Below are 18,951 nucleotides of genomic sequence, written 5' to 3' on the forward strand. Positions count from 1 at the left end.
CGGCAGGAGGCATAAACATGGCATTGGTAGATATCCAGGTCCCGGACATCGGGGATTTCGACGAAGTGGGCGTGATCGAGTTGCTGGTCAAGCCCGGCGACACGGTCAAGGCCGAGCAATCACTCATCACGGTGGAATCGGACAAGGCCTCGATGGAAATCCCGTCGAGCCACGCCGGCGTGGTGAAAGAGCTGAAGGTCGCCGTGGGCGACAAGGTCAAGCAGGGCTCGGTCATCGTGGTGGTCGAAGCCGCCGATGGGGCCGCTGCCGAGTCCAAGCCGGCCCCAGCGCAGGCCGAGGCCGGGCAGGGCGCAGCCCGATCGGCCGCACCCGCGCCCGCCCCGGCTGCGGCGCCTGCCGCCGCCCCGGCACCCGCTCCCGCTCCCGCAGCGTCGGGCCCGGTGGAAGTGCACGTGCCCGACATCGGCGATTTCAAGGACGTGGCCGTCATCGAACTGCTCGTCAAGGTGGGCGACACGGTCAAGGCCGAGCAGTCGCTGTTCACCGTCGAATCCGACAAGGCCTCGATGGAAATCCCGTCGCCCGCGGCCGGCGTGATCAAGGAACTCAAGGTCAAGATCGGCGACAAGCTCAACGTGGGCGATCTCGTGGCGATCATGGAAGGCGCCGCAGGTGCAGCCCCCGCGGCGGCGGCGGCCCCCGCACCGCAGGCCGAGCCGAAAGCATCGGCCGCCGAAGAGGCTGTGCCCCAGGCCAGCGCCAAGCCGGCTGCAGCGCCCGCGCCGCACGCCCCGGGCGCCGCGCCCGTCGGCTTGCCGCACGCCAGCCCCTCGGTGCGCAAGTTCGCCCGCGAACTCGGCGTGCCGCTCGAAGAGCTCAAGGGTTCCGGCCCCAAGGGACGCATCACGCAGGATGACGTGCAGGCCTTCACCAAGCAGGTGATGAGCGGCGCCACCCAGACCAAGGCCCAGGCCGCCAAGGCCCCGGCCGGTGGTGGCGGCTCCGGTGCCGGGCTGGACCTGCTGCCCTGGCCGAAGGTGGACTTCGCCAAGTTCGGCACGGTGGAGCGCAAGGACCTGTCGCGCATCAAGAAGATCAGCGGCGCCAACCTGCACCGCAACTGGGTGATGATTCCCCACGTCACCAACAACGACGAGGCCGACATCACCGAGCTGGAAGCCTTCCGCGTCTCCACCAACAAGGAGAACGAAAAGTCCGGCGTCAAGGTGACCATGCTCGCCTTCGTCATCAAGGCCGTGGTGGCCGCGCTCAAGAAATTCCCTGAGTTCAACACCAGCCTGGACGGCGACACGCTCGTCTACAAGCAGTACTACCACGTCGGCTTCGCGGCGGACACGCCCAACGGCCTCGTGGTGCCGGTGCTGAAAGATGCCGACAAGAAGGGCATCCTCCAGATCAGCCAGGAAATGGGCGAACTGGCCAAGAAGGCCCGCGACGGCAAGCTCGGCGCGGCTGACATGCAGGGCGGCTGCATGTCGATCAGCTCGCTGGGCGGCATCGGCGGCACGCACTTCACGCCCATCATCAACGCACCCGAAGTGGCCATCCTCGGCCTCTCCAAGGGCCAGATGAAGCCGGTGTGGGACGGCAAGGCCTTCGTGCCGCGCCTGGTGCTGCCGCTGTCGCTGTCGTACGACCACCGCGTGATCGACGGCGCCAGCGCCGCGCGCTTCAACGCCTACCTCGGCCAAGTGCTGGCGGACTACCGCCGCATCCTGCTGTAAAGGAGCATCCCCTATGGCAGTGATTGACATCAAGGTGCCCGACATCGGCGACTTCGCCGAAGTGGGCGTGATCGAAGTGCTGGTGAAACCCGGCGACACCATCCAGGCCGAGCAGAGCCTCGTCACCGTGGAGTCCGACAAGGCATCGATGGAAATCCCGTCGAGCCATGCCGGCGTGGTGAAGGAGCTCAAGGTCAAGATCGGCGACAAGGTCGCGGAAGGCTCCGTGCTGCTCACGCTGGAGGCGTCCGACGCCGCCAGCGCGCCGGCCGCGGCGCCTGCACCTGCAGCAGCGCCTGCGGCAGCTTCCGAGCCAAAACAGGCTCCAGCGCAATCAACACTAGGGCATACTGCTACAAAAAGCGTAGCAACCGCTCCGGCGGCCAGCTACGGCGGCACGGTCGACCTGGATTGCGACGTGCTCGTGCTGGGCGGTGGCCCCGGCGGCTACAGCGCCGCGTTCCGTGCGGCCGACCTGGGCCTCAAGGTGATCGTGGTCGAGCGCTACGCCACCCTGGGCGGCGTCTGCCTCAACGTGGGCTGCATCCCGTCGAAGGCGCTGCTGCACGTGGCGGCAGTGATCGACGAGGTCAGCCACCTGAAGGCGGCGGGCATCGATTTCGGTGCGCCCAAGGTGGACATCGACACGCTGCGCGGCCACAAGGAAAAGGTCATCGGCAAGCTGACGGGCGGTCTCGCAGCCATGGCCAAGATGCGCAAGGTGACCACCGTGCGTGGCGTGGGCCAATTCGTGGGCGCGAACCACCTCGAAGTGGAAGAGACCACGGGCGCCACGGGCCAGGAAAAGACGGGCAGCAAGAAGGTCATCGCCTTCAAGAACGCCGTCATCGCCGCCGGCTCGCAGGCCGTGCACCTGCCGTTCATGCCCAAGGACCCGCGCGTGGTGGACTCCACCGGCGCGCTGGAACTCAAGTCGGTTCCGAAGCGCATGCTCATCCTGGGCGGCGGCATCATCGGCCTGGAAATGGGCACGGTGTACAGCACGCTCGGCGCGCGCCTGGATGTGGTCGAAATGATGGACGGACTGATGCAGGGCGCTGACCGCGACCTCGTCAAGATCTGGCAGAAGATGAACGCCAAGCGCTTCGACAACATCATGCTCAACACCAAGACGGTGGGCGCCGAAGCCACGCCCGAGGGCATCAAGGTGACGTTCGCTGCGGCGCAAGAGGGCGGCACCGCGCCGGAACCCCAGGTGTACGACCTGGTGCTGCAGGCCGTGGGCCGCACGCCCAACGGCAAGAAGATCGGTGCCGACAAGGCCGGCGTGGCCGTCACCGACCGCGGCTTCATCGACGTGGACATCCAGATGCGCACCAACGTGCCGCACATCTTCGCCATCGGCGACATCGTGGGCCAGCCCATGCTGGCGCACAAGGCCGTGCACGAGGCGCATGTGGCGGCGGAAGTCATCGCCGGCGAACTGCAGGGCAACAAGGAACTGGCCGCCGCCGCCTTCAACGCCCGCGTGATCCCGAGCGTGGCCTACACCGACCCCGAAGTGGCCTGGGTGGGCCTGACCGAAGACCAGGCCAAGGCGCAGGGCATCAAGGTCAAGAAGGGCCTGTTCCCCTGGAACGCCTCCGGCCGCGCCATCGCCAACGGCCGCGACGAAGGCGTCACCAAGCTGCTGTTCGACGATTCGCCCGAGGCCCATGGCCACGGCCGCATCCTGGGCGGCGGCATGGTCGGCACGCATGCCGGCGACATGATCGGCGAGATCGCCCTGGCGATCGAGATGGGCGCCGACGCGGTGGACATCGGCAAGACGATCCACCCGCACCCCACACTGGGCGAGAGCATCGGCATGGCGGCGGAGATCGCGCACGGTAGCTGCACAGACGTGCCGCCGCAAAAGAAGTGAGTCCGGCGCCACTGCGGCGCCCGCATTCTGCAAGGCAGCTTCGGCTGCCTTTTTTCATGGGCCGGAAGGTCGCGATTGGCCGGGGCGTAGGCGCCGAGGGGTCGCCAGCGGCGGCCTATCATGGGTCGAAGTTCGGGCCCGGCGCAACAATGCACTTGCCGTCACGCGCTGCGATGGACTCGAATCCACCACAGGAGACCTTTCCCCATGCGATTGAAATTCTGCGCGCCGGCCGTTCTGCTGGCGCTGTCCAGTGCCGCCATGGCGGCCTGGCCCGAAAAGCCCATCACCCTGGTCGTTCCCTTTCCGCCCGGCCAGGCCACCGACATCTTCGCCCGGGCGCTGGCAGAAAAGCTGGGCACCCGCCTGGGGCAGCCGCTGGTCGTGGACAACAAGGCCGGCGCGGGCAGCAACATCGGCACCGAGCAGGTGGTGCGCGCCAAGGCGGACGGCTACACGCTGGTGATGGCCGGAAGCGCGATGGCGGTGAACCAGACGCTGTACCGCAAGGTCAACTTCGATCCGCGCAAAGACCTGCAGGGCATCAGCCTCGTCGCCAAGGTGCCGCTGGTGTTCCTGGCGCACCCCCAGTCCGGCATCAAGACCATGCAGGACCTGGTGGACAAGGCCCGGGCCGAGCCGGGCAAGCTGAGCTATGCCAGCGCGGGCATCGGCGGCACGCAGCACCTGAGCGGGGAAATGGTCAAGGCGCGTGCCAGGCTCGAGATCGAACACATTCCCTACAAGGGCAGCGGGCCGGCGCAGGCCGATTTCATCGGCGGGCAGGTGCCCTTGATGGTGGATTCGGTGACGGCGGGCCTGGCCAACATCCAGGCGGGCAAGGCCGTTGCGCTGGGTGTCACCTCTGCCACGCGCTCCAGCCAGTTGCCGAACGTGCCGGCGATTGCCGAGACCGGCCTGCCGGAGTTCAAGGGCTTCGAAGCCGTTGGCTGGCTGGGCCTGATGGCACCCAAGGGCACGCCGCGTGCCATCGTAGACCGCTTGAACCACGAGGTGGTGGACATTCTCTCCAGCGCCGAGATGCAGAAGTTCATCCGTGACCGAGGCTCCGAGCCGTCGCCCAGCACGCCCGAGGCCATGGACCAGTTCGTCGCCCGCGAAATCGTGGAGTGGGGCAAGGCCGTGAAGCAATCCGGCGCGTCGGTGGACTGATCCGACCGCCCCAGGCGTCTGCCAGGTAGCGCAGCCGCGCAGGATCCGGGAGGACTGCGCGGCTTTTTCATGGGCGCGCCTTTTGATGCGGGATGCGGCAGCATCGACGCCTGGGGGTTCGTTCGACCCCCCTCTACTTCGCATGACAAACGGGGTCGAATATTCGTCAATCCATAATCAAAAAAACTCCGGCCGAATTCATCAATGAATATCGACTCCAATCTGTCGACAGCCCAATATGCGCTTCGCAGAATCAAAGAAGAAATCTATAAAAAAGACAATTTCAAATCCTCCAACAAGACCAGCTTGAGAAAAAGCGACGCGCTGGAAAATGCCCGCATGCAGGCGGCCGCCGACGAGATCGATGCCATTCGTGCGCCGAGGAATGTCTTCACTCTGAAGCGAGCCTTGTGGGAGGGCCGTGGACACAACTGTGGCGAGTTGGCCAGTGCAGCGAAATACATCGCGGCCGAGAGAGGGATGGCGGCGTGTGTTGCGCGCACCGACGCACACGGTTTCGCCGTGATCGGCGACCTTCCGGACCCGCCCGGACTGCCCGCCCGGATGGAGCAGTGGCCCGAACATCTCGCGGTGTGCGATCCCTGGGTGAATGTCGCTTGCCAGGCCACCGCATACCCCGAAAAATTCATGGAAAAAATGCAAAAGTGGGAGCGGGATGAAAAGATTATTGAAAATCCGCATTCCCAGACAGAGGAGGATGGCTGGATCCGTCCGACCGATCCTGCGTGGACCCAAGCCGTGCTCAACGGGCCCCGGCCCGAGTCGGGTGATTGAATGAAGCCACCCCGGCGCCAACAGAGTGGCATGGCGCCGATTTGCTATTGAATTAATAGCTAATTAAGCTGAAAGAACAAGCGCTGGCGGGCGTTCGGGGCGGCTTTTTTGCCACAATCGCACCATGCAACCCTTGCTCGACGCCATCGCCACGATGGCCTTCCCCACGGACGCCCAGCGCATCTTCCACGGACGCGGCGGCCGGTTTCCCGGCTGCGAACATTGGTCGCTGGATGCCTACCCGCCGGTCTTCGTGCTCACCAGTTTTCTGCCCGCGGCCGAAGAAGATCTCGCCACCATCGGCGCCGCATTGCAAAGCCGGTGGGCGCAGATCGCGCCGGGCGAGCCGCTGAACTGGGTGTTCCAGTGCCGCCACGAGCAACTGCGCGTGCATGGCCGCGCAGAAACCCGCCTGATGGCGGGCGCCGTGCCGGACCCGCATGTGGTCACGGAGCAGGGCGCGCGCTTTCGCGTGCATGTGCTCAAGGGGCAGAACCACGGCCTGTTCCTTGACATGGCGGAAGGCCGGCGCTGGGTTCGGCAATACGTCGCAGCGCACCAGGCCCGCGAGCCGCGCGGTGCCAAGGTGCTGAACCTGTTCGCCTACACCTGTGCGTTTTCGGTGGTGGCACTGCAGGCAGGCGCCCGGCAGGTAGTGAACGTGGACATGAGCCACGGCGCCATCGCCATCGGACAGCAGAACCACCAGCTCAATGGACTGACTACGGGCGCAGGATTTCTGGCACATGACATCTTTAGCACCTGGGGCAAGATCACGCGCGGCGGCCCCTACGGGCTGGTGATCGTGGACCCGCCCAGCTACCAGAAGGGCAGCTTCGTCGCCACCAAGGACTACGCGCGGCTCATGCGGCGGCTGCCGGACCTGCTGGCGCCGGGCGGGCACGCGCTGCTGTGCCTGAATGCGCCGGAGCTGGGCTTGGATTTCCTGAAAGGGCAGATGCAGGCGCTGGCGCCCGACTTGGCGTTGGTGGAGCGGTTGGCCAACCCCGCGGTGTTCGCGGACGTGCAGGCGGAGCGGGCCCTGAAGGTGCTGGTCTACAAGGCGCCGGATTGAAGCCCGGTAGAGGGCCCATGCCTCTGCGCGGGAGGCCCGCAGCGCGCTTCGTGCGTGGGCCGCGTCAACCGATCTGGATGTAGCGCGTGAGGCCCGCCGCCAACGCGGCGAAGGTGGCAGCGCAGCGCGGGCTCTCGCGCAGGTCCTCATGCATGGCGATCCAGGTGTCCAGCGCGGGCGAAAACACCGGCTGCAGCACGCGCACCAGCGACTTGTCCCGGGCCGCCAACCCGACCTGGCAAGCGCCGATGCCGAAGCCTGCCCGGATCGCTGCCAGTTGCGCCAGATCGCTGTCTGCCCGAAACGCGAGCCCGGGGCGAGCGAACACCGGGAATTGCGCCTGCATCCTGCGCAGAAAGAGTGTCTCGTGGTCGAACCCGATCATCGCGTGGCTGGCCAGGTCGTCCATCGACTTCGGCACGCCGTGGGCCGCCAGGTAGCGCTTGTGCGCATACAGCCCCAGTCGCACGGCACCGACACGCCTGGCCACCAGGGCCTCCTGCGTGGGCTGGAACATGCGCACGGCAATGTCGGCTTCCCGGTGCAGAAGGTCGTCCGCCGCATTCGACAGCACCAGCTCGATGGTCAGCTGCGGGTGCGCGCTGCGCAAGGCCGACAGGATCGGGGGCAGCACCTCGACCCCGACGATCTCGCTGGCCGTGAGGCGCACCGTGCCGCGCACGCCGGATCCCTGGCTGCTGGCCACGCGGCGCAGCGCCGCCGCGGTGGACGCCAGGCCGGCCGCATAGGGTTGCAGCTCCAACGCGGCTTCGGTGGGTTTGAAGCCATCGAACGAGCGCGTGAACAGCTTCAATGCCAGGGCGTTTTCCAGGCTGTCGACATGGCGGCCAACGGTGGGCTGCGTCAAGCCCATCGCCCGGGCGGCCGCTGACAGCGAACCGGTTTCCAGCACCTGCAGGAAGGTCCGGTACCACTCCCAACTCGGTTCAGGATCGGCCATGGTATGCATTAATGAATAGTGGGGATGCGATTTTAGGCAATTTTCTTTTACCCACTCCGCTCGCAAACTGCAGGCTCGCACCGCTGAAGCACCGGCGGTCCACGATTCAGCAGGACACCACCATGCCCCCCATCGCACTCTTCGGCGCCGCAGGCGCCATTGGACAGAGCATCGCCGCTGCGCTTCGCGCCCAAGGCCAGCCCTATCGCGTCGTCGGCCGGAGCCGCGCCAGCCTGAGCCAGGCTTTCGGCGCCGATCCGCTGGCCGACATCGTGACCTGGAACCCCGACGACCCGGCTTCGGTGCAAGCGGCCGCGTCGGGCGTGGAGACGCTGGTCTACATGGTGGGTGTGAACTACTGGCAGTTTGAGCTGCACCCGGACGTGATGCGCAAAACGCTGGCGGGCGCCATCGCGGCCGGTGTCCGGAACATCGTTCTCATCGGCACGGTGTATCCGTATGGCCGCCCGCGGACACAGCCGGTGCGCGAAGACCACCCCCGGGCGCCGCACACGTTCAAGGGCCGGATGCGCAAGTCGCAGGAAGACCTGGTGATGCAAGCCCATGCCGAGGGGCGCATCCGCGCGACGGTGCTGCGCCTGCCGGATTTTTATGGCCCCGGCGTGCAGGCCAGCCTGCTGCATGGGGCCGCACAGGCTGCCGTGCAGGGCGGCACCGCCGACATGGTGGGGCCCATCGACCGCCCGCACGAGTTCGTCTACGTGCCGGATGTGGGCCCGGTGGTCGTCCAGCTGGCGAACACCCCCGCTGCATTCGGCAAGATCTGGAACCTGGGCGGAGCCGGCGTGACCACGCAGCGTGAAATGGTGTCCGAAATGGAGCGCCAGACCGGCAGGGCGCTCAAGCGCAGGGTGGTGGGCAAGACCATGCTGCGCCTGATCGGCCTGTTCAACCCGTTCATGCGCGAGATGGTGGAGATGCACTACCTGCTCACCGACCCGGTGCTCATGGACGACTCGGCCCTGCAGCAACTTCTGGGGCCGATCCACAAGACGCCTTATGCGCAGGGCATCCGGCAAACGCTGGCGGCTGCGGCAGGGCGCGGGGGCTGATGCCCGCATCTTTCATGCAGGGCATCCAGGTGGTTCAGACGATGGCCGGGCCCTTGGCGTACAGCACATCCGACCGCAGCACGTACTTGGTGCCTTCCACCAGCGTGCCGCCTTCGTGCCAGGTGTCGTGGATGAACACGAGGGCCGTGCCTTGCCTGGGTTGTACCTGGAAGGTCTTGAAGTCGGTGGCGCCTCCCTCGAAGCCTTCGTTCAGGTACACGAGGAACGTGAGCGCGCTGGTCAGGCCGCCTTCATGCCATGGGCCGTCCTTGTGCATCTTGAACCGCTGGCCGGGCGCGTATTTGTAGAAGCGCAGGTCCTTGGGCAGGCCCGCCGCATGGGTACCCTCGATCTCCGGCAGTTCCACCTGCGACAGCCTCTGCCACAGCAGCGCCACCCAGTCCGGGCTTTCCACCATCGTGCGCTGGTTGTTTCGCACCTGGGGCAGAGGTCGGGGCCCACCGTGGGTGCGTACCTCCGCCGCGATGAAACCCATGTCTTCAGCCAGTTGGATGAGTTGACCGCACTCGGCGGGCGTCAAAAACTGGGGGATGGTGAAAACGCGAGGACTCAGTGTCACCCGATGCATGGTTCGATCTCCGCCAAAAAAACGTCCGAAGCGCAGCCCAAGGCCAGCGCGCAGGCTGCGTGTTTCGATGGTCTCACAGTGTGTGGAGATGCTGGCTTTGGGGGCTACGGCACATGCCCATCCGCACTGGCCCCGCTGCTGGCTTGCAGCCTGCCACGGGCGGCGCTGAGCCGCTGAAGCGTCTGGGAGTTGTCCTCGGCCTGCGCCTGGTCCATGCCCGCTTCGACGACGGCCTGCGCGCGCTCCGCCAGGTCGCGCCACACACCCGGCTCCAGCAGAGCATGGGCTGCCTGAAGCCAATCGCAATGGGGTGGGTAGGCTGCCGACAGCTTGCGCACGGCGTTGAGGGCAAACGGCGGGCACAGGATGGCCTGTACCGCCACCGAGCGCGCGGTGTGCTGTGGCGTATGGCCGCGCCGCCCCTGCCGCAGGGCCAGCAGCGCGATCCAGAGCGCGAACCCGTAGATCAGCGCGAGGCAGCCCAGTTGCGCGGCCTCGCTCGGCCAGAGGAACAACACCGCAGGCAGCAGCACGAACAGGGTGGCTCCGAGGCCATACAGCGGCCACGCGAAGCCGGCGAAACCCGTGGCGTGTTGGCGCAGGCCCTGGATCGCCCGCGCATCGCCTGGCAGTTGGACACGCTCCGCGTCCCACCGCAGCGTGTAGACGGGCTGGTGCGGCAGCAGCAAGGCAGGCCAGGCCAGGTAGGCCCAGCGGACCTCAAAACCCTGCGTCGCCAGCAGCCCGTGCCAACCCCGCCGGCCCCGGCGCAGCAGGCCGGCATCTGCAGTCAGCGGCACGCAGGCGTCATACCCATAGAAGGCGCAGATGGCGAGCATCACCTGCGCTTCGGGGCTCAGCAGCGTGAACACGGGGTGTCAGAGGTTGGGGGAGAGGGGCCGTAGCGGGCGCGGTGCTCAGGCTTCCTTCTTGCCGCGGCCGAACAGCTTGCCGATGGCACCGAAGACCGCAGCCACGCCGACGAGCAGGAACTTCCAGAACGCGGCGATGAAACCGCCGATGACCGTCCACAGGCCCTTCTTGGACGCCACGGCAGCCGCGCCGCCCAGCACCAGCGCACCCAGGCCGATCTTGGCGAGCTTGTCGCCGTTCTTGAATTCGGCGTAGGTCTGGCCGCTGTTGTAGTTGAAACCCGTAAGCACCTGCTTGAACTGCTCGGTGTCCTTCGCGAGGTTTTCGGGATCGGACACCAGGATGGCGCTCATCACGCCAGTGCGGCCCAGGATGCGCGAGGTGTAGTTGATCGCCTGGTGGCCGCTTTCATCGCGCAGGCGCAGGCCCCATTCCAGGCGCTTGCTCTGCGCGTCGTAATGCGGCTCGACCTGCCAGCCCTCGGTGTACAGGGCCTCCATCCCCAGCTTCTTGCGCTGCTGGTTGCCCTCTGCATCCGCGGCCTTGATGGACGACAGCAGTTCGGGGGCGTTGATCTTCTCATCATCCTTGATGTAGCCGGTGTCGTCGAACGAGAACACCGCGAACCAGTCCAGCGAACGCGGGGCGATCAGGTAGTGGTTCGGCGTGGGCGGGTTTCCATACAGTTGCAGCAGTTTGGCCGTGTCCTTGTCGTCCAAAAAGGCGTATCCCTTCGGGATTTTGACGGTGGCGTTGCTGCCGATTTCGCCCTGGCCCTGGTCGATCCAGTGCAGTGCCTTGACTTGCTCCGCGAGTTTTTCCTGGCGCTGCTGCGATTCCGGCGCCTGGGCCCAAAGGGCCATGGACATGCTGATGCCCAAGATGGCCGTAGCCAACGACTTGATCATTTCTTACCCTGTTATGAATTGGTTTTTGGAGTGTGCGCACAGGCCTTCCGCCCAGCCAGTGGCTGGAGCAGACACCTCTCTCGCCCGGCGCCACGGCAAATGTACCCGGTGCGCCACACCACCCAACCGCCCCGGACAGGGCAGGAAGATGGCCATGATCCGGTCGGCATCGAAGGGTTGCGTCAGGGCGTTGTCGAAATCCGGAATGCCCTAGTGCTGCGCTGCGCCACTGCTGCAACGCCACTCGAGCAGGCCAGCGGCAGAGGGGGCATTTCGTTCGGCACGAGGTCAAGAATGACTACATCGAAATGGCCGCCGGGCGCCTGCGGCAGCCCCCGCCGGCCATCGTAAGCTGGCCTGCGCGGACCGAACGGGATTTCAAATCATCGGCGGTTCGCAGAATAGGCCTGCGCAGTCACGGTGCCCATCGACACCACCCCGCGCTCGGGCTTCATCTTGTCTCGGTAACCACCACGTTACTTATCGTTAAGGCCGATAGGAGTATTGCCATGCGCCTTGCGCAGTTCATTCGCCACGCTCGGGAAGAAATCCTCGCCGAGTCATTTGCCTACGCGACCCGCATCCCCGCGCTGCAGGGCTCGGCTGCAAGCGTCTTGCGCAATCACCTTCCGCTGGTGCTGGACGCCATCGCACTGGACCTGGAGCAGCCGCAAAGCCGGGAGCAGTCCATCGACAAATCCCTGGGGCATGCCGCGCCCCCTGCCGAGGAGTCCGCCGCGCAGTCCCATGGCACGCTGCGGGCCCGCATCGGACTGGACATAGAGCAGCTGGTGGCGGAGTACCGCGTGATTCGCTCCTGCGTGTTGCGCCTGTGGATGGAATCCGGCCAGCCGACCGCCTTCGCGATGGACGACACGGTGCGCTTCAACGAAGCCATCGACCAGGCGGTCGCGGAGTCGGTGGCGTTCCATGCGGCCGAGGTCGCCAAGTGGCGGCATATCTTTCTCGGCGTGCTGGGCCACGACCTGCGTGGCCCCCTGAACGCCATGCTGCTGACCGCGCAATTGCTGGAGCGGGTCGGGAGCCAGAACCCTGAGCAGGCGACATACCTGGTCGGCGCATTGCTGCGCAATGGCCGCTACCTGAATGTGCTGCTCGACTCACTGCTGGAATACAACAAGGCCACGCTGGGCGTGGGCACGCCGCTGCATCGCCAGGCGGTCGACTTGGGCGCGGCCTGCCAGGAAGAATTAGAGATGCTGCAGCAGGCTTTTCCCAAGCGCCGGATCCGCTGGCAGATCACGGGCGATGCCCGGGGCGACTTCGACCCGTCGCGTGTGCGGCAGGCGGTCTCCAACTTGGTATCGAACGCAGCCCAGCACAGTCCGGAGGACAGCGAAGTCGCCGTGATCGTCGTAGGGCAAGCGGCAGCGGTGGAGATCACCACGGAGAACCTGTCCGATCCGATTCCCCCGGAAGTGCTCGATACCTTGTTCGACCCCTTGCGACGCAACGCCAGCCCTTCAGGGGCTTCGTCGGGGAACCTGGGCCTGGGCTTGTTCATCGTGCGGGAGATTGCCAAGGCGCACCAGGGCGAGGTGACCGCCTCGACGGCGGACGGCGTCATCCGGTTCAAGATGGTGTTGCCCAAATCTTCGAAGGCGGCCTGAGGCCCCTGCGCGCGCTACCCGGTCGCAGTAGCGCGCGCTTTGGTGCTATGAGGTGGGCCCAATGGCCAACGCCAGTTGGTCGATGGCGCGGTCGATGATTGCCTGCCGCTCCTCTTCGGCAAAGGCCTGCAGGAAGCCTGCAGTTCCTTCGATCAACAGGTAGGAAAGGCCGTGGACAAGGCCCCAACTGGAAGCCACCGCCGTGGCCGCCTCGACAGGCGAGGCGGCGGGCCCCAGGGCAGCCTCGATGCACGACCGCAGCAGCGCCAGCGGGTTGGCAGGGCCTTGGGGTGCGCATTCCGTCGGCTCCTGGGGAAGGCGCTGGCCGAAGAACATCAGCCTGAAAAGCTGTGGATGGGCCCGCGCAAACATGACGTAGGCCCTTCCAGAGGATGCCAATCGCGCTTGGGGACCAGGTTTGCCTTGCGCCATTTCGCGCTCCATCGCCTCCGACAACTGGTCAAAGCCCCGATGCGCCAATGCGGACAGCAGGGCTTCAGTGTTCGGGAAGTGGTGCGCGGGCGCCGCGTGGCTGACTCCCGCGCGCCGTGCCGTGCCGCGCAGCGAAAAGCCCGCGATGCCCTTGTCGTCGAGTTCGGCCGCGGCCGCATCGAGCAATGCGGCACGCAGATCGCCGTGGTGATAGCCGCGCGGCGCTGGCAGTGGGGCCGGGGCGGGCCGGGTGCGTCGCTTCGCCGTGACAACTGCGGGTGTCTTGCTGGTGGGCATGTCTTGCTTGTCCAAAAAACGTCAGGCATGAAAAAACCCCGAGTTTATCTAGACGCTGTAAAAATTAATGTTTACAGTGCCTAGATTCATGCCTTTAACCGAATCCATCCGAAGCCTGCCATGACACTGGACTCCATTTTTTCAATCTCCTCCGGGCTGGCTCTGCTGGGCTGGATGGTCCTGGTGGCCAGCCCGGTCATGCCCCGATGGTCCAACCGCCTGGCGGCCTGGGTGATTCCCTCGTTGCTTGCCATGCTCTATACAGCGCTCATGCTGGCGCATTTCGCCGCGGCGCAGGGCGGCTTTTCTTCACTCGATGACGTAGCGCGCCTTTTCGCTTCAAGGCCGGTGCTGCTTGCGGGTTGGTTGCATTACCTCGCCTTCGATCTGGCCATCGGTGCGTGGGAAGTGCGGGATGCACGCCGGCGATCGGTCAGGTTCTGGCTTGTCCTGCCCTGCCTGGCGGCCACCTTTCTGTTCGGCCCGGCCGGCTTTCTCCTGTACTTGATCGTGCGCAGCACCTCGCCACGGCGCCAGACCGAGGCAGGCTGACGTGTCCGATACAAGCACTATGGCTGTCGCTACTGAATTCACCCCGTCTCTGCGGCAACCCTGGCGGTCGTCGCTCGCGCAGTGGGATTGCCCAATGGTCCGGCTCGGTGGCGCGCTAGTGGCCGGTCTGCCCGTGCTGGTGCTGGCCGGTCTGCTGGACGACCGGGAATGGCACGGGCTTACGCTGTGGACGAAGCCGATCAAGTTTGCGATCGGCTTTGCCCTCTACCTCATGAGTCTGGGCTGCTTTGCCGCCTTCATCGACCCGGCTTGGCGACAGCGGCGGGTGTTCCGGGTGGCGATCTTTGCCGGCCTGTTGGCCATCGCCATGGAGCAGGCCATCATCACCCTGCAGTCGGCGCGGGGCGTGGGCTCGCACTTCAACATCGCCACGGCCTTCGACGCGGCGCTTTACAGCGCAATGGGTGCGGGTTCCCTGGTGCTCCTGGCCATGGTGCTGCCCATTGCATGGGGCCTTGCACGCCATCCCGGCACCCGGCCGCTGTCCGCGAGCATGCGCCACGCGCTGGTTGCCGGACTGCTGTTGACTTTCGGGCTCACGCTGATCACCGCCGGGACCATGGCGGTGATGGGAAGCCACCGTGTCGGTGCAGTGCCTGGCACCAACGAGGCGATGGCATGGATGGGCTGGCTGCGACATGCCGGCGACTTGCGCGTGCCGCATTTCTTCGCCACCCACGCCATGCACGCTGTCCCGCTCGCGGTGCTGATGCTGGGCCCGCTAATGCGGCTGGGCCAGCGCGGCGTCGTTGGCGTGGCTGCGATCTACGGCGCTGTCGTCCTGGCGGTGTTCCTGCAGGCTTTGCAGGGCCATGCGTTTCTTGCGTTCATCGGATAGCGCGCACCATCGGCTTCGAAGGACCGTGCACCCATGGCGCGGGCGAGGGGGAGTCGGCTACCCGGCCGCATCAGACATAGCGCTGCTCCAGGGCGTCCCACGCCGGCTTGCCCACCAGGCGCTGGCGCTCTGCAAAGGGGGCCACCAAGGCCGGGTCTTCGCCGAGGCGCTTCGTCTCGCGCAGCACGGTGAGCGCCTTCTGCATGCCGGCCACCGCGCCCTGCAGCGCCGCGTTGGCATACAGCACGATGCCGTAGCCCAACTGGCCCAGTTCCTCGGCCCCGACGATGGGCGTGCGCCCGCCGATCACCATGTTCATGAGCTGGGGCGTGGCCAGGCGCCCGGGCAGCGCGCGAATGTCCTCGGCCGTGGTGACGGCCTCGACGAACAGAAGATCGGCCCCGGCTTGCGCGAAGCGCTCGGCACGCTCGATGGCTGCCTCCAGGCCCAGCGTCGCGGCCGCGTCGGTGCGCGCCATGATGAGCAGATCGGGATCGGTGCGCGCATCCACCGCCGCCTTGATCTTGCCGACCGCCTCTTCGCAGGCGATCACTTCCTTGCCGGCAAAGTGCCCGCAGCGCTTGGGCGCGACCTGGTCTTCGAGCTGGATGCAATCGGCGCCGGCCCGTTCCAGCACGCGCACGGTGTGTCGCACGTTGAGTGCGTTCCCAAAGCCCGTGTCGGCATCGACGATCAGGGGCAGGGCGACCGCGTCGCGGATGCGCGCCGTGTGGTCGGCGATCTCGTGCAGGCCCATGAAGCCCTGGTCCGGCAGGCCGAACCACATGTTGGTCACACCGGCACCGGTGACGTAGAGCGCTTCGAAGCCCAGGTCTTCGACGACCCGGGCCGACAGTGCATTGAAGGCGCCGGGCACCAGCACGCCGCGGCGGGCCTCCACCAGTGCGCGCAGGTGTTTGCGTGGGTTGTGGGCCATGGTGTCAGATCACGTAGAGGTCGATGTATTCGTGCACCGGCAGCGCCTCCAGCGTCTGCGCATCGAGCGAGACCGCCAGGATCGCGTCCTGCTGCTTCGGGGGGAAGATGCGCGCGAGGTTGCGGCGGAACTTGGCCTCCAGCAGTGGAATGCCTTCGGCGCGCCGGCGCCGGTGGCCGATGGGGTATTCGACCGCCACTTCGGGCAGGGCGCTGCCGTCGTTGAACACCACGGTCAGCGCATTGGCGATGCTGCGCTTTTCCGGGTCGTGGTAGTCGGCGGTGTAGCGGGGGTCTTCCACGCAATGGATCTTGGCGCGCAGCGCGTCGATGCGCGGATCGGCCGCCACGCCGGCTTCGTAGTCGGCTGCGGTGAGCCGGCCGAAAATCAGCGGCACCGCCACCATGTACTGGATGCAGTGGTCGCGGTCCGCCTCGTTGTTCAGCGGGCCCTGCTTGTCGATGATGCGGATGCAGGCCGCGTGCGTGCGGATGGTGATGCGCTGCACGTCGTCCACGGTCTTGCCTGCGTCCCGCAATTGCTGGTGCAAAGCCATGGCGGCCTCGACCGCAGTCTGGCTGTGGAACTCGGCCGGAAAGCTGATCTTGAACAGCACGTTCTCCGCCACATAACTGCCGTAGGGGCGCTGGAAGCGGAGCGGCTGGCCCTTGAAGGACACGTCGTAGAAGCCCCAGGTTTTCGCGGTCAGTGCCGAGGGGCAGCCCATCTCCCCGGTCTGCGCGATCAGCGCCAGGCGCACGGCACGGCTGGTGGCGTCACCCGCCGCCCAGCTCTTTCGGCTGCCTGCGTTGGGCGCGTGGCGGTAGGTGCGCAGGCTTTGTCCATCGACCCAGGCCAGCGACACGGCGGCCAGCGTCTCGTCGCGCGACAGGCCCAGCAACTGGGAGACGACCGCGGTCGATGCCACCTTGACCAGCAGCACATGGTCGAGCCCTACCTGGTTGAAAGCGTTTTCCAGCGCGATCACGCCCTGGATCTCGTGGGCCTTGACGATGGCGGTGAGTACGTCGCGCATCACCAGCGGTGGCTTGCCCGCCGCCACGGCGTTGCGGCTGAGCCAGTCGGCCACGGCCAGGATGCCGCCCAGGTTGTCTGACGGATGGCCCCATTCGGCGGCCAGCCAGGTGTCGTTGAAGTCGAGCCAGCGGATCAGCGCACCGATGTTGAACGCGGCCTGAACCGGGTCGAGCTGGAACGGGGTGCCCGGCACCTTGGCGCCGTGGGGTACCGATGTGCCCTTGACGATGGGACCGATGAGCTTGCGCGCCGCGGGGTATTCCAGCGCCTCCAACCCGCAGCCCAGGGTGTCGATGAGGATGTGGCGGGCGGTGGTGAGCGCGAGTTCCGAGGTCACCTCGTAGCGGAGCGCGTAGTCGACGATATCGACGATGACCTGGTCGTATTCGGGGCGGATGTTGCTGATGGGCGCGGACATGGGGCAGGGGTGTCGAGTGGTGTTGAACAAAGAAGAATGGAATGCGCCGATGCGGCTTCAGGTGCGGTCCGCCAGGGCGACGAAGGCCTGGTCTTCGGGCCCCGTGTAGTTCGCGCTGGGCCGGATGATCTTGTTGTCGATGCGCTGCTCGATCACGTGCGCGGCCCAGCCGCTGGTGCGGGCGATGACGAACAGGGGCGTGAACATGGCCGTGGGCACGCCCATCATGTGGTAGCTCACGGCGCTGAACCAGTCCAGGTTGGGGAACATGTTCTTGGCCTCGCGCATCACCGCCTCCAGCCGTTCGGCGATGTCGAACATGCGGGTCGATCCCGCCTCCTGCGACAGGGTTTTGGCCACGCCCTTGATGACCGCATTGCGCGGATCGCTCACGGTGTAGACCGGGTGCCCGAAACCGATCACCACCTCCTTGGCCTCGACGCGGCGGCGGATGTCGGCCTCGGCCTCGTCGGGGTTGTCGTAGCGCTTCTGGATCTCGAAGGCCACCTCGTTGGCGCCGCCGTGTTTGGGGCCGCGCAGCGCGCCGATGGCGCCCGAGATCGACGAATACAGGTCGCTGCCGGTGCCGGCGATGACGCGCGCGGTGAAGGTGGAGGCATTGAACTCGTGCTCGGCATACAGGTTGAGCGAGGTGTGCATGGCGCGCTCCCAGCTCGCCGGCGGCTTGCGGCCATGCAGCAGGTGCAGGAAGTGCGCGCCGATGGAGTCGTCATCGGTTTCGACGTCGATGCGCCGGCCCTGGGTGGACCAGTGGTACCAGTACAGCAGCATCGAGCCGAGCGATGCCAGCAGCCGGTCGGCGATGTCGCGCGCACCGGGCGTGGGGTGCTCGTCCTTTTCGGGCAAGGTGCAGCCGAGCGCCGACACGCCGGTGCGCATCACGTCCATCGGGTGGGCATGCGCGGGGATCTGCTCCAGCGCCGACTTGACGCTGGCCGGCACCCCGCGCATCGCCCGGAGCCGGGCCTTGTAGGCGCGCAGTTCCGCGGTGGTCGGCAGCTTGCCGTGCACCAGCAGGTGGGCGATTTCCTCGAACTCGCAGACCTCGGCGATGTCGAGGATGTCGTAGCCGCGGTAGTGCAGGTCGTTGCCGGTGCGCCCGACGGAGCACAGCGCCGTGTTGCCGGCCGTGACGCCGGACAGCGCCACGGATTTCTTGACGCGGGCGCTCGGGGACGCGGTGGGGGTCGCGAGGGTCATGCGATTTCCTTTGCAAAGGGGAGGGGATCGTTGGGCAGGGCGGCATCGGAGCGGGGGATGGATGCGGGGCGCCCGGCGGCGTCCACCGCCACCATTTCGAACACGCCCCGAAGCACCTCCTGCTGCGGCCCATCCAGGGCCTGCGCCAGACCAGTCACGCAGACGGTCATCGAACTGCGGCCGACCCGGCTCACGCGGGCCTGCAGCGTGAGCACATGGCCCACCGGCACGGGCGACACGAAGTCGATGCCGGTCACGCTGGCCATCACCACATCCCGCTGGGCCACGCTGCGTCCCACGAGGAAAGCCGCTTTGGCCATGGATTGCAGGGCATGGCCTGCGAACAACGTGCCGTGGTGGTTCGCCTGGCTGGGAAAGACGATGTCCTGGAACGCGAAGAGGGGGCCGCTGGGGGTTGTCATGCTTCGCAATCTACGCACAATGAAGGCATTGATAAAGCACTGAAAGGGCGAAGCTTTGCGAATGAAAAACAGCCGGTTTGTAAATTCTGCGAATTTTTCTTCTGAG

18 protein-coding genes are annotated in these 18,951 nt (G+C 66.2%); 9 read left to right on the forward strand and 9 right to left on the reverse strand.

All coding sequences use genetic code 11. The annotated features are described in order from the left end of the window. The first annotated feature begins 17 nt into the window (after positions 1 to 17). From aceF to AVTE2539_RS19065, 5 genes are all read left to right on the forward strand, one after another. The gene (gene aceF / locus AVTE2539_RS19045; protein WP_284413004.1) at positions 18 to 1,706 is read left to right on the forward strand and encodes a dihydrolipoyllysine-residue acetyltransferase; all 1,689 of its coding nucleotides are present in this window, start codon (positions 18 to 20) and stop codon (positions 1,704 to 1,706) included. A gap of 13 nt (positions 1,707 to 1,719) precedes the next feature. Further along, entirely contained in the window at positions 1,720 to 3,591 is a 1,872-nt protein-coding gene (gene lpdA / locus AVTE2539_RS19050; protein ID WP_284413007.1) for a dihydrolipoyl dehydrogenase, read from the forward strand. A 207-nt stretch (positions 3,592 to 3,798) separates the two neighbouring features. Further along, entirely contained in the window at positions 3,799 to 4,764 is a 966-nt protein-coding gene (locus tag AVTE2539_RS19055) for a tripartite tricarboxylate transporter substrate binding protein (RefSeq protein ID WP_284413009.1), read from the forward strand. 204 nt (positions 4,765 to 4,968) lie between these two features. Beyond that, positions 4,969 to 5,559: a hypothetical protein gene (locus AVTE2539_RS19060; protein WP_284413012.1), complete on the forward strand. Its 591-nt coding sequence runs from the start codon at positions 4,969 to 4,971 to the stop codon at positions 5,557 to 5,559. Positions 5,560 to 5,683: 124 nt separating this feature from the next. After that, positions 5,684 to 6,634: a class I SAM-dependent methyltransferase gene (locus tag AVTE2539_RS19065; protein WP_284413014.1), complete on the forward strand. Its 951-nt coding sequence runs from the start codon at positions 5,684 to 5,686 to the stop codon at positions 6,632 to 6,634. Positions 6,635 to 6,698: 64 nt separating this feature from the next. On the opposite strand, the gene AVTE2539_RS19070 is transcribed toward AVTE2539_RS19065, so the two are convergent. After that, a complete protein-coding gene (locus AVTE2539_RS19070) occupies positions 6,699 to 7,595 on the reverse strand; it encodes a LysR family transcriptional regulator (RefSeq protein ID WP_284413016.1) in 897 nt (298 codons plus the stop codon). A gap of 122 nt (positions 7,596 to 7,717) precedes the next feature. Between AVTE2539_RS19070 and AVTE2539_RS19075 the strand changes: the two genes are divergently transcribed. Further along, positions 7,718 to 8,668: an NAD-dependent epimerase/dehydratase family protein gene (locus AVTE2539_RS19075; protein WP_284413018.1), complete on the forward strand. Its 951-nt coding sequence runs from the start codon at positions 7,718 to 7,720 to the stop codon at positions 8,666 to 8,668. Between the two features lie 34 nt (positions 8,669 to 8,702). On the opposite strand, the gene AVTE2539_RS19080 is transcribed toward AVTE2539_RS19075, so the two are convergent. From AVTE2539_RS19080 to AVTE2539_RS19090, 3 genes are all read right to left on the reverse strand, one after another. Further along, entirely contained in the window at positions 8,703 to 9,164 is a 462-nt protein-coding gene (locus AVTE2539_RS19080; RefSeq protein ID WP_284413020.1) for a 2OG-Fe(II) oxygenase, read from the reverse strand. A gap of 197 nt (positions 9,165 to 9,361) precedes the next feature. Next, positions 9,362 to 10,129 carry a hypothetical protein gene (locus AVTE2539_RS19085; protein WP_284413022.1) on the reverse strand — a complete coding sequence of 256 codons (768 nt, stop codon included), beginning with the start codon at positions 10,127 to 10,129 and terminating at the stop codon, positions 9,362 to 9,364. 45 nt (positions 10,130 to 10,174) lie between these two features. Then, on the reverse strand, positions 10,175 to 11,038 hold the full coding sequence (locus AVTE2539_RS19090; protein ID WP_284413024.1) for a DUF2167 domain-containing protein: 864 nt from the start codon (positions 11,036 to 11,038) through the stop codon (positions 10,175 to 10,177). A 509-nt stretch (positions 11,039 to 11,547) separates the two neighbouring features. Between AVTE2539_RS19090 and AVTE2539_RS19095 the strand changes: the two genes are divergently transcribed. Next, complete coding sequence (locus AVTE2539_RS19095; RefSeq protein ID WP_284413026.1) at positions 11,548 to 12,669, forward strand: sensor histidine kinase; 1,122 nt, start codon at positions 11,548 to 11,550, stop codon at positions 12,667 to 12,669. Between the two features lie 45 nt (positions 12,670 to 12,714). On the opposite strand, the gene AVTE2539_RS19100 is transcribed toward AVTE2539_RS19095, so the two are convergent. Beyond that, entirely contained in the window at positions 12,715 to 13,398 is a 684-nt protein-coding gene (locus AVTE2539_RS19100) for a TetR/AcrR family transcriptional regulator (protein WP_272569151.1), read from the reverse strand. A 120-nt stretch (positions 13,399 to 13,518) separates the two neighbouring features. Between AVTE2539_RS19100 and AVTE2539_RS19105 the strand changes: the two genes are divergently transcribed. Beyond that, positions 13,519 to 13,950: an ABA4-like family protein gene (locus tag AVTE2539_RS19105; RefSeq protein WP_284413028.1), complete on the forward strand. Its 432-nt coding sequence runs from the start codon at positions 13,519 to 13,521 to the stop codon at positions 13,948 to 13,950. 133 nt (positions 13,951 to 14,083) lie between these two features. Further along, entirely contained in the window at positions 14,084 to 14,809 is a 726-nt protein-coding gene (locus AVTE2539_RS19110) for a hypothetical protein (protein ID WP_284413030.1), read from the forward strand. A gap of 70 nt (positions 14,810 to 14,879) precedes the next feature. Here the strand turns inward: AVTE2539_RS19110 and AVTE2539_RS19115 are convergent, their stop codons facing one another. Genes AVTE2539_RS19115 through AVTE2539_RS19130 form a run of 4 tightly spaced genes read right to left on the reverse strand, consistent with a single transcriptional unit; the run spans position 14,880 to position 18,845 of the window. Continuing rightward, positions 14,880 to 15,746 (reverse strand): isocitrate lyase/PEP mutase family protein, encoded by an 867-nt coding sequence (locus tag AVTE2539_RS19115; RefSeq protein ID WP_284413033.1) that lies wholly within the window; start codon positions 15,744 to 15,746, stop codon positions 14,880 to 14,882. Positions 15,747 to 15,750: 4 nt separating this feature from the next. Next, the gene (locus tag AVTE2539_RS19120) at positions 15,751 to 17,202 is read right to left on the reverse strand and encodes a bifunctional 2-methylcitrate dehydratase/aconitate hydratase (protein ID WP_284413035.1); all 1,452 of its coding nucleotides are present in this window, start codon (positions 17,200 to 17,202) and stop codon (positions 15,751 to 15,753) included. A gap of 57 nt (positions 17,203 to 17,259) precedes the next feature. Further along, positions 17,260 to 18,423, reverse strand: a complete 1,164-nt coding sequence (gene prpC, locus AVTE2539_RS19125) for a bifunctional 2-methylcitrate synthase/citrate synthase (RefSeq protein WP_284413037.1) — start codon at positions 18,421 to 18,423, stop codon at positions 17,260 to 17,262. Next, positions 18,420 to 18,845 carry an acyl-CoA thioesterase gene (locus tag AVTE2539_RS19130; protein WP_284413039.1) on the reverse strand — a complete coding sequence of 142 codons (426 nt, stop codon included), beginning with the start codon at positions 18,843 to 18,845 and terminating at the stop codon, positions 18,420 to 18,422. Before AVTE2539_RS19130 ends, prpC begins: the two co-directional genes overlap by 4 nt. Between the last annotated feature and the right edge of the window lie 106 nt (positions 18,846 to 18,951).

Source organism: Acidovorax sp. SUPP2539, assembly GCF_030158975.1.
In the GTDB taxonomy this organism is placed as follows: Bacteria; Pseudomonadota; Gammaproteobacteria; order Burkholderiales; family Burkholderiaceae_C; genus Paracidovorax.

Excerpts from the sequence above, each read along its gene's own strand:
- AVTE2539_RS19070 (WP_284413016.1), bottom strand. The coding sequence starts at position 7,595 with ATGGCCGATCCTGAACCGAGTTGGGAGTGGTACCGGACCTTCCTGCAG.
- AVTE2539_RS19115 (WP_284413033.1), bottom strand. The coding sequence starts at position 15,746 with ATGGCCCACAACCCACGCAAACACCTGCGCGCACTGGTGGAGGCCCGC.
- lpdA (WP_284413007.1), top strand. The coding sequence starts at position 1,720 with ATGGCAGTGATTGACATCAAGGTGCCCGACATCGGCGACTTCGCCGAA.
- prpC (WP_284413037.1), bottom strand. The coding sequence starts at position 18,423 with ATGACCCTCGCGACCCCCACCGCGTCCCCGAGCGCCCGCGTCAAGAAA.
- AVTE2539_RS19095 (WP_284413026.1), top strand. The coding sequence starts at position 11,548 with ATGCGCCTTGCGCAGTTCATTCGCCACGCTCGGGAAGAAATCCTCGCC.
- AVTE2539_RS19120 (WP_284413035.1), bottom strand. The coding sequence starts at position 17,202 with ATGTCCGCGCCCATCAGCAACATCCGCCCCGAATACGACCAGGTCATC.
- AVTE2539_RS19130 (WP_284413039.1), bottom strand. The coding sequence starts at position 18,845 with ATGACAACCCCCAGCGGCCCCCTCTTCGCGTTCCAGGACATCGTCTTT.
- AVTE2539_RS19075 (WP_284413018.1), top strand. The coding sequence starts at position 7,718 with ATGCCCCCCATCGCACTCTTCGGCGCCGCAGGCGCCATTGGACAGAGC.
- AVTE2539_RS19100 (WP_272569151.1), bottom strand. The coding sequence starts at position 13,398 with ATGCCCACCAGCAAGACACCCGCAGTTGTCACGGCGAAGCGACGCACC.
- AVTE2539_RS19080 (WP_284413020.1), bottom strand. The coding sequence starts at position 9,164 with ATGGGTTTCATCGCGGCGGAGGTACGCACCCACGGTGGGCCCCGACCT.
- AVTE2539_RS19090 (WP_284413024.1), bottom strand. The coding sequence starts at position 11,038 with ATGATCAAGTCGTTGGCTACGGCCATCTTGGGCATCAGCATGTCCATG.
- AVTE2539_RS19060 (WP_284413012.1), top strand. The coding sequence starts at position 4,969 with ATGAATATCGACTCCAATCTGTCGACAGCCCAATATGCGCTTCGCAGA.
- AVTE2539_RS19065 (WP_284413014.1), top strand. The coding sequence starts at position 5,684 with ATGCAACCCTTGCTCGACGCCATCGCCACGATGGCCTTCCCCACGGAC.
- AVTE2539_RS19105 (WP_284413028.1), top strand. The coding sequence starts at position 13,519 with ATGACACTGGACTCCATTTTTTCAATCTCCTCCGGGCTGGCTCTGCTG.
- AVTE2539_RS19055 (WP_284413009.1), top strand. The coding sequence starts at position 3,799 with ATGCGATTGAAATTCTGCGCGCCGGCCGTTCTGCTGGCGCTGTCCAGT.
- aceF (WP_284413004.1), top strand. The coding sequence starts at position 18 with ATGGCATTGGTAGATATCCAGGTCCCGGACATCGGGGATTTCGACGAA.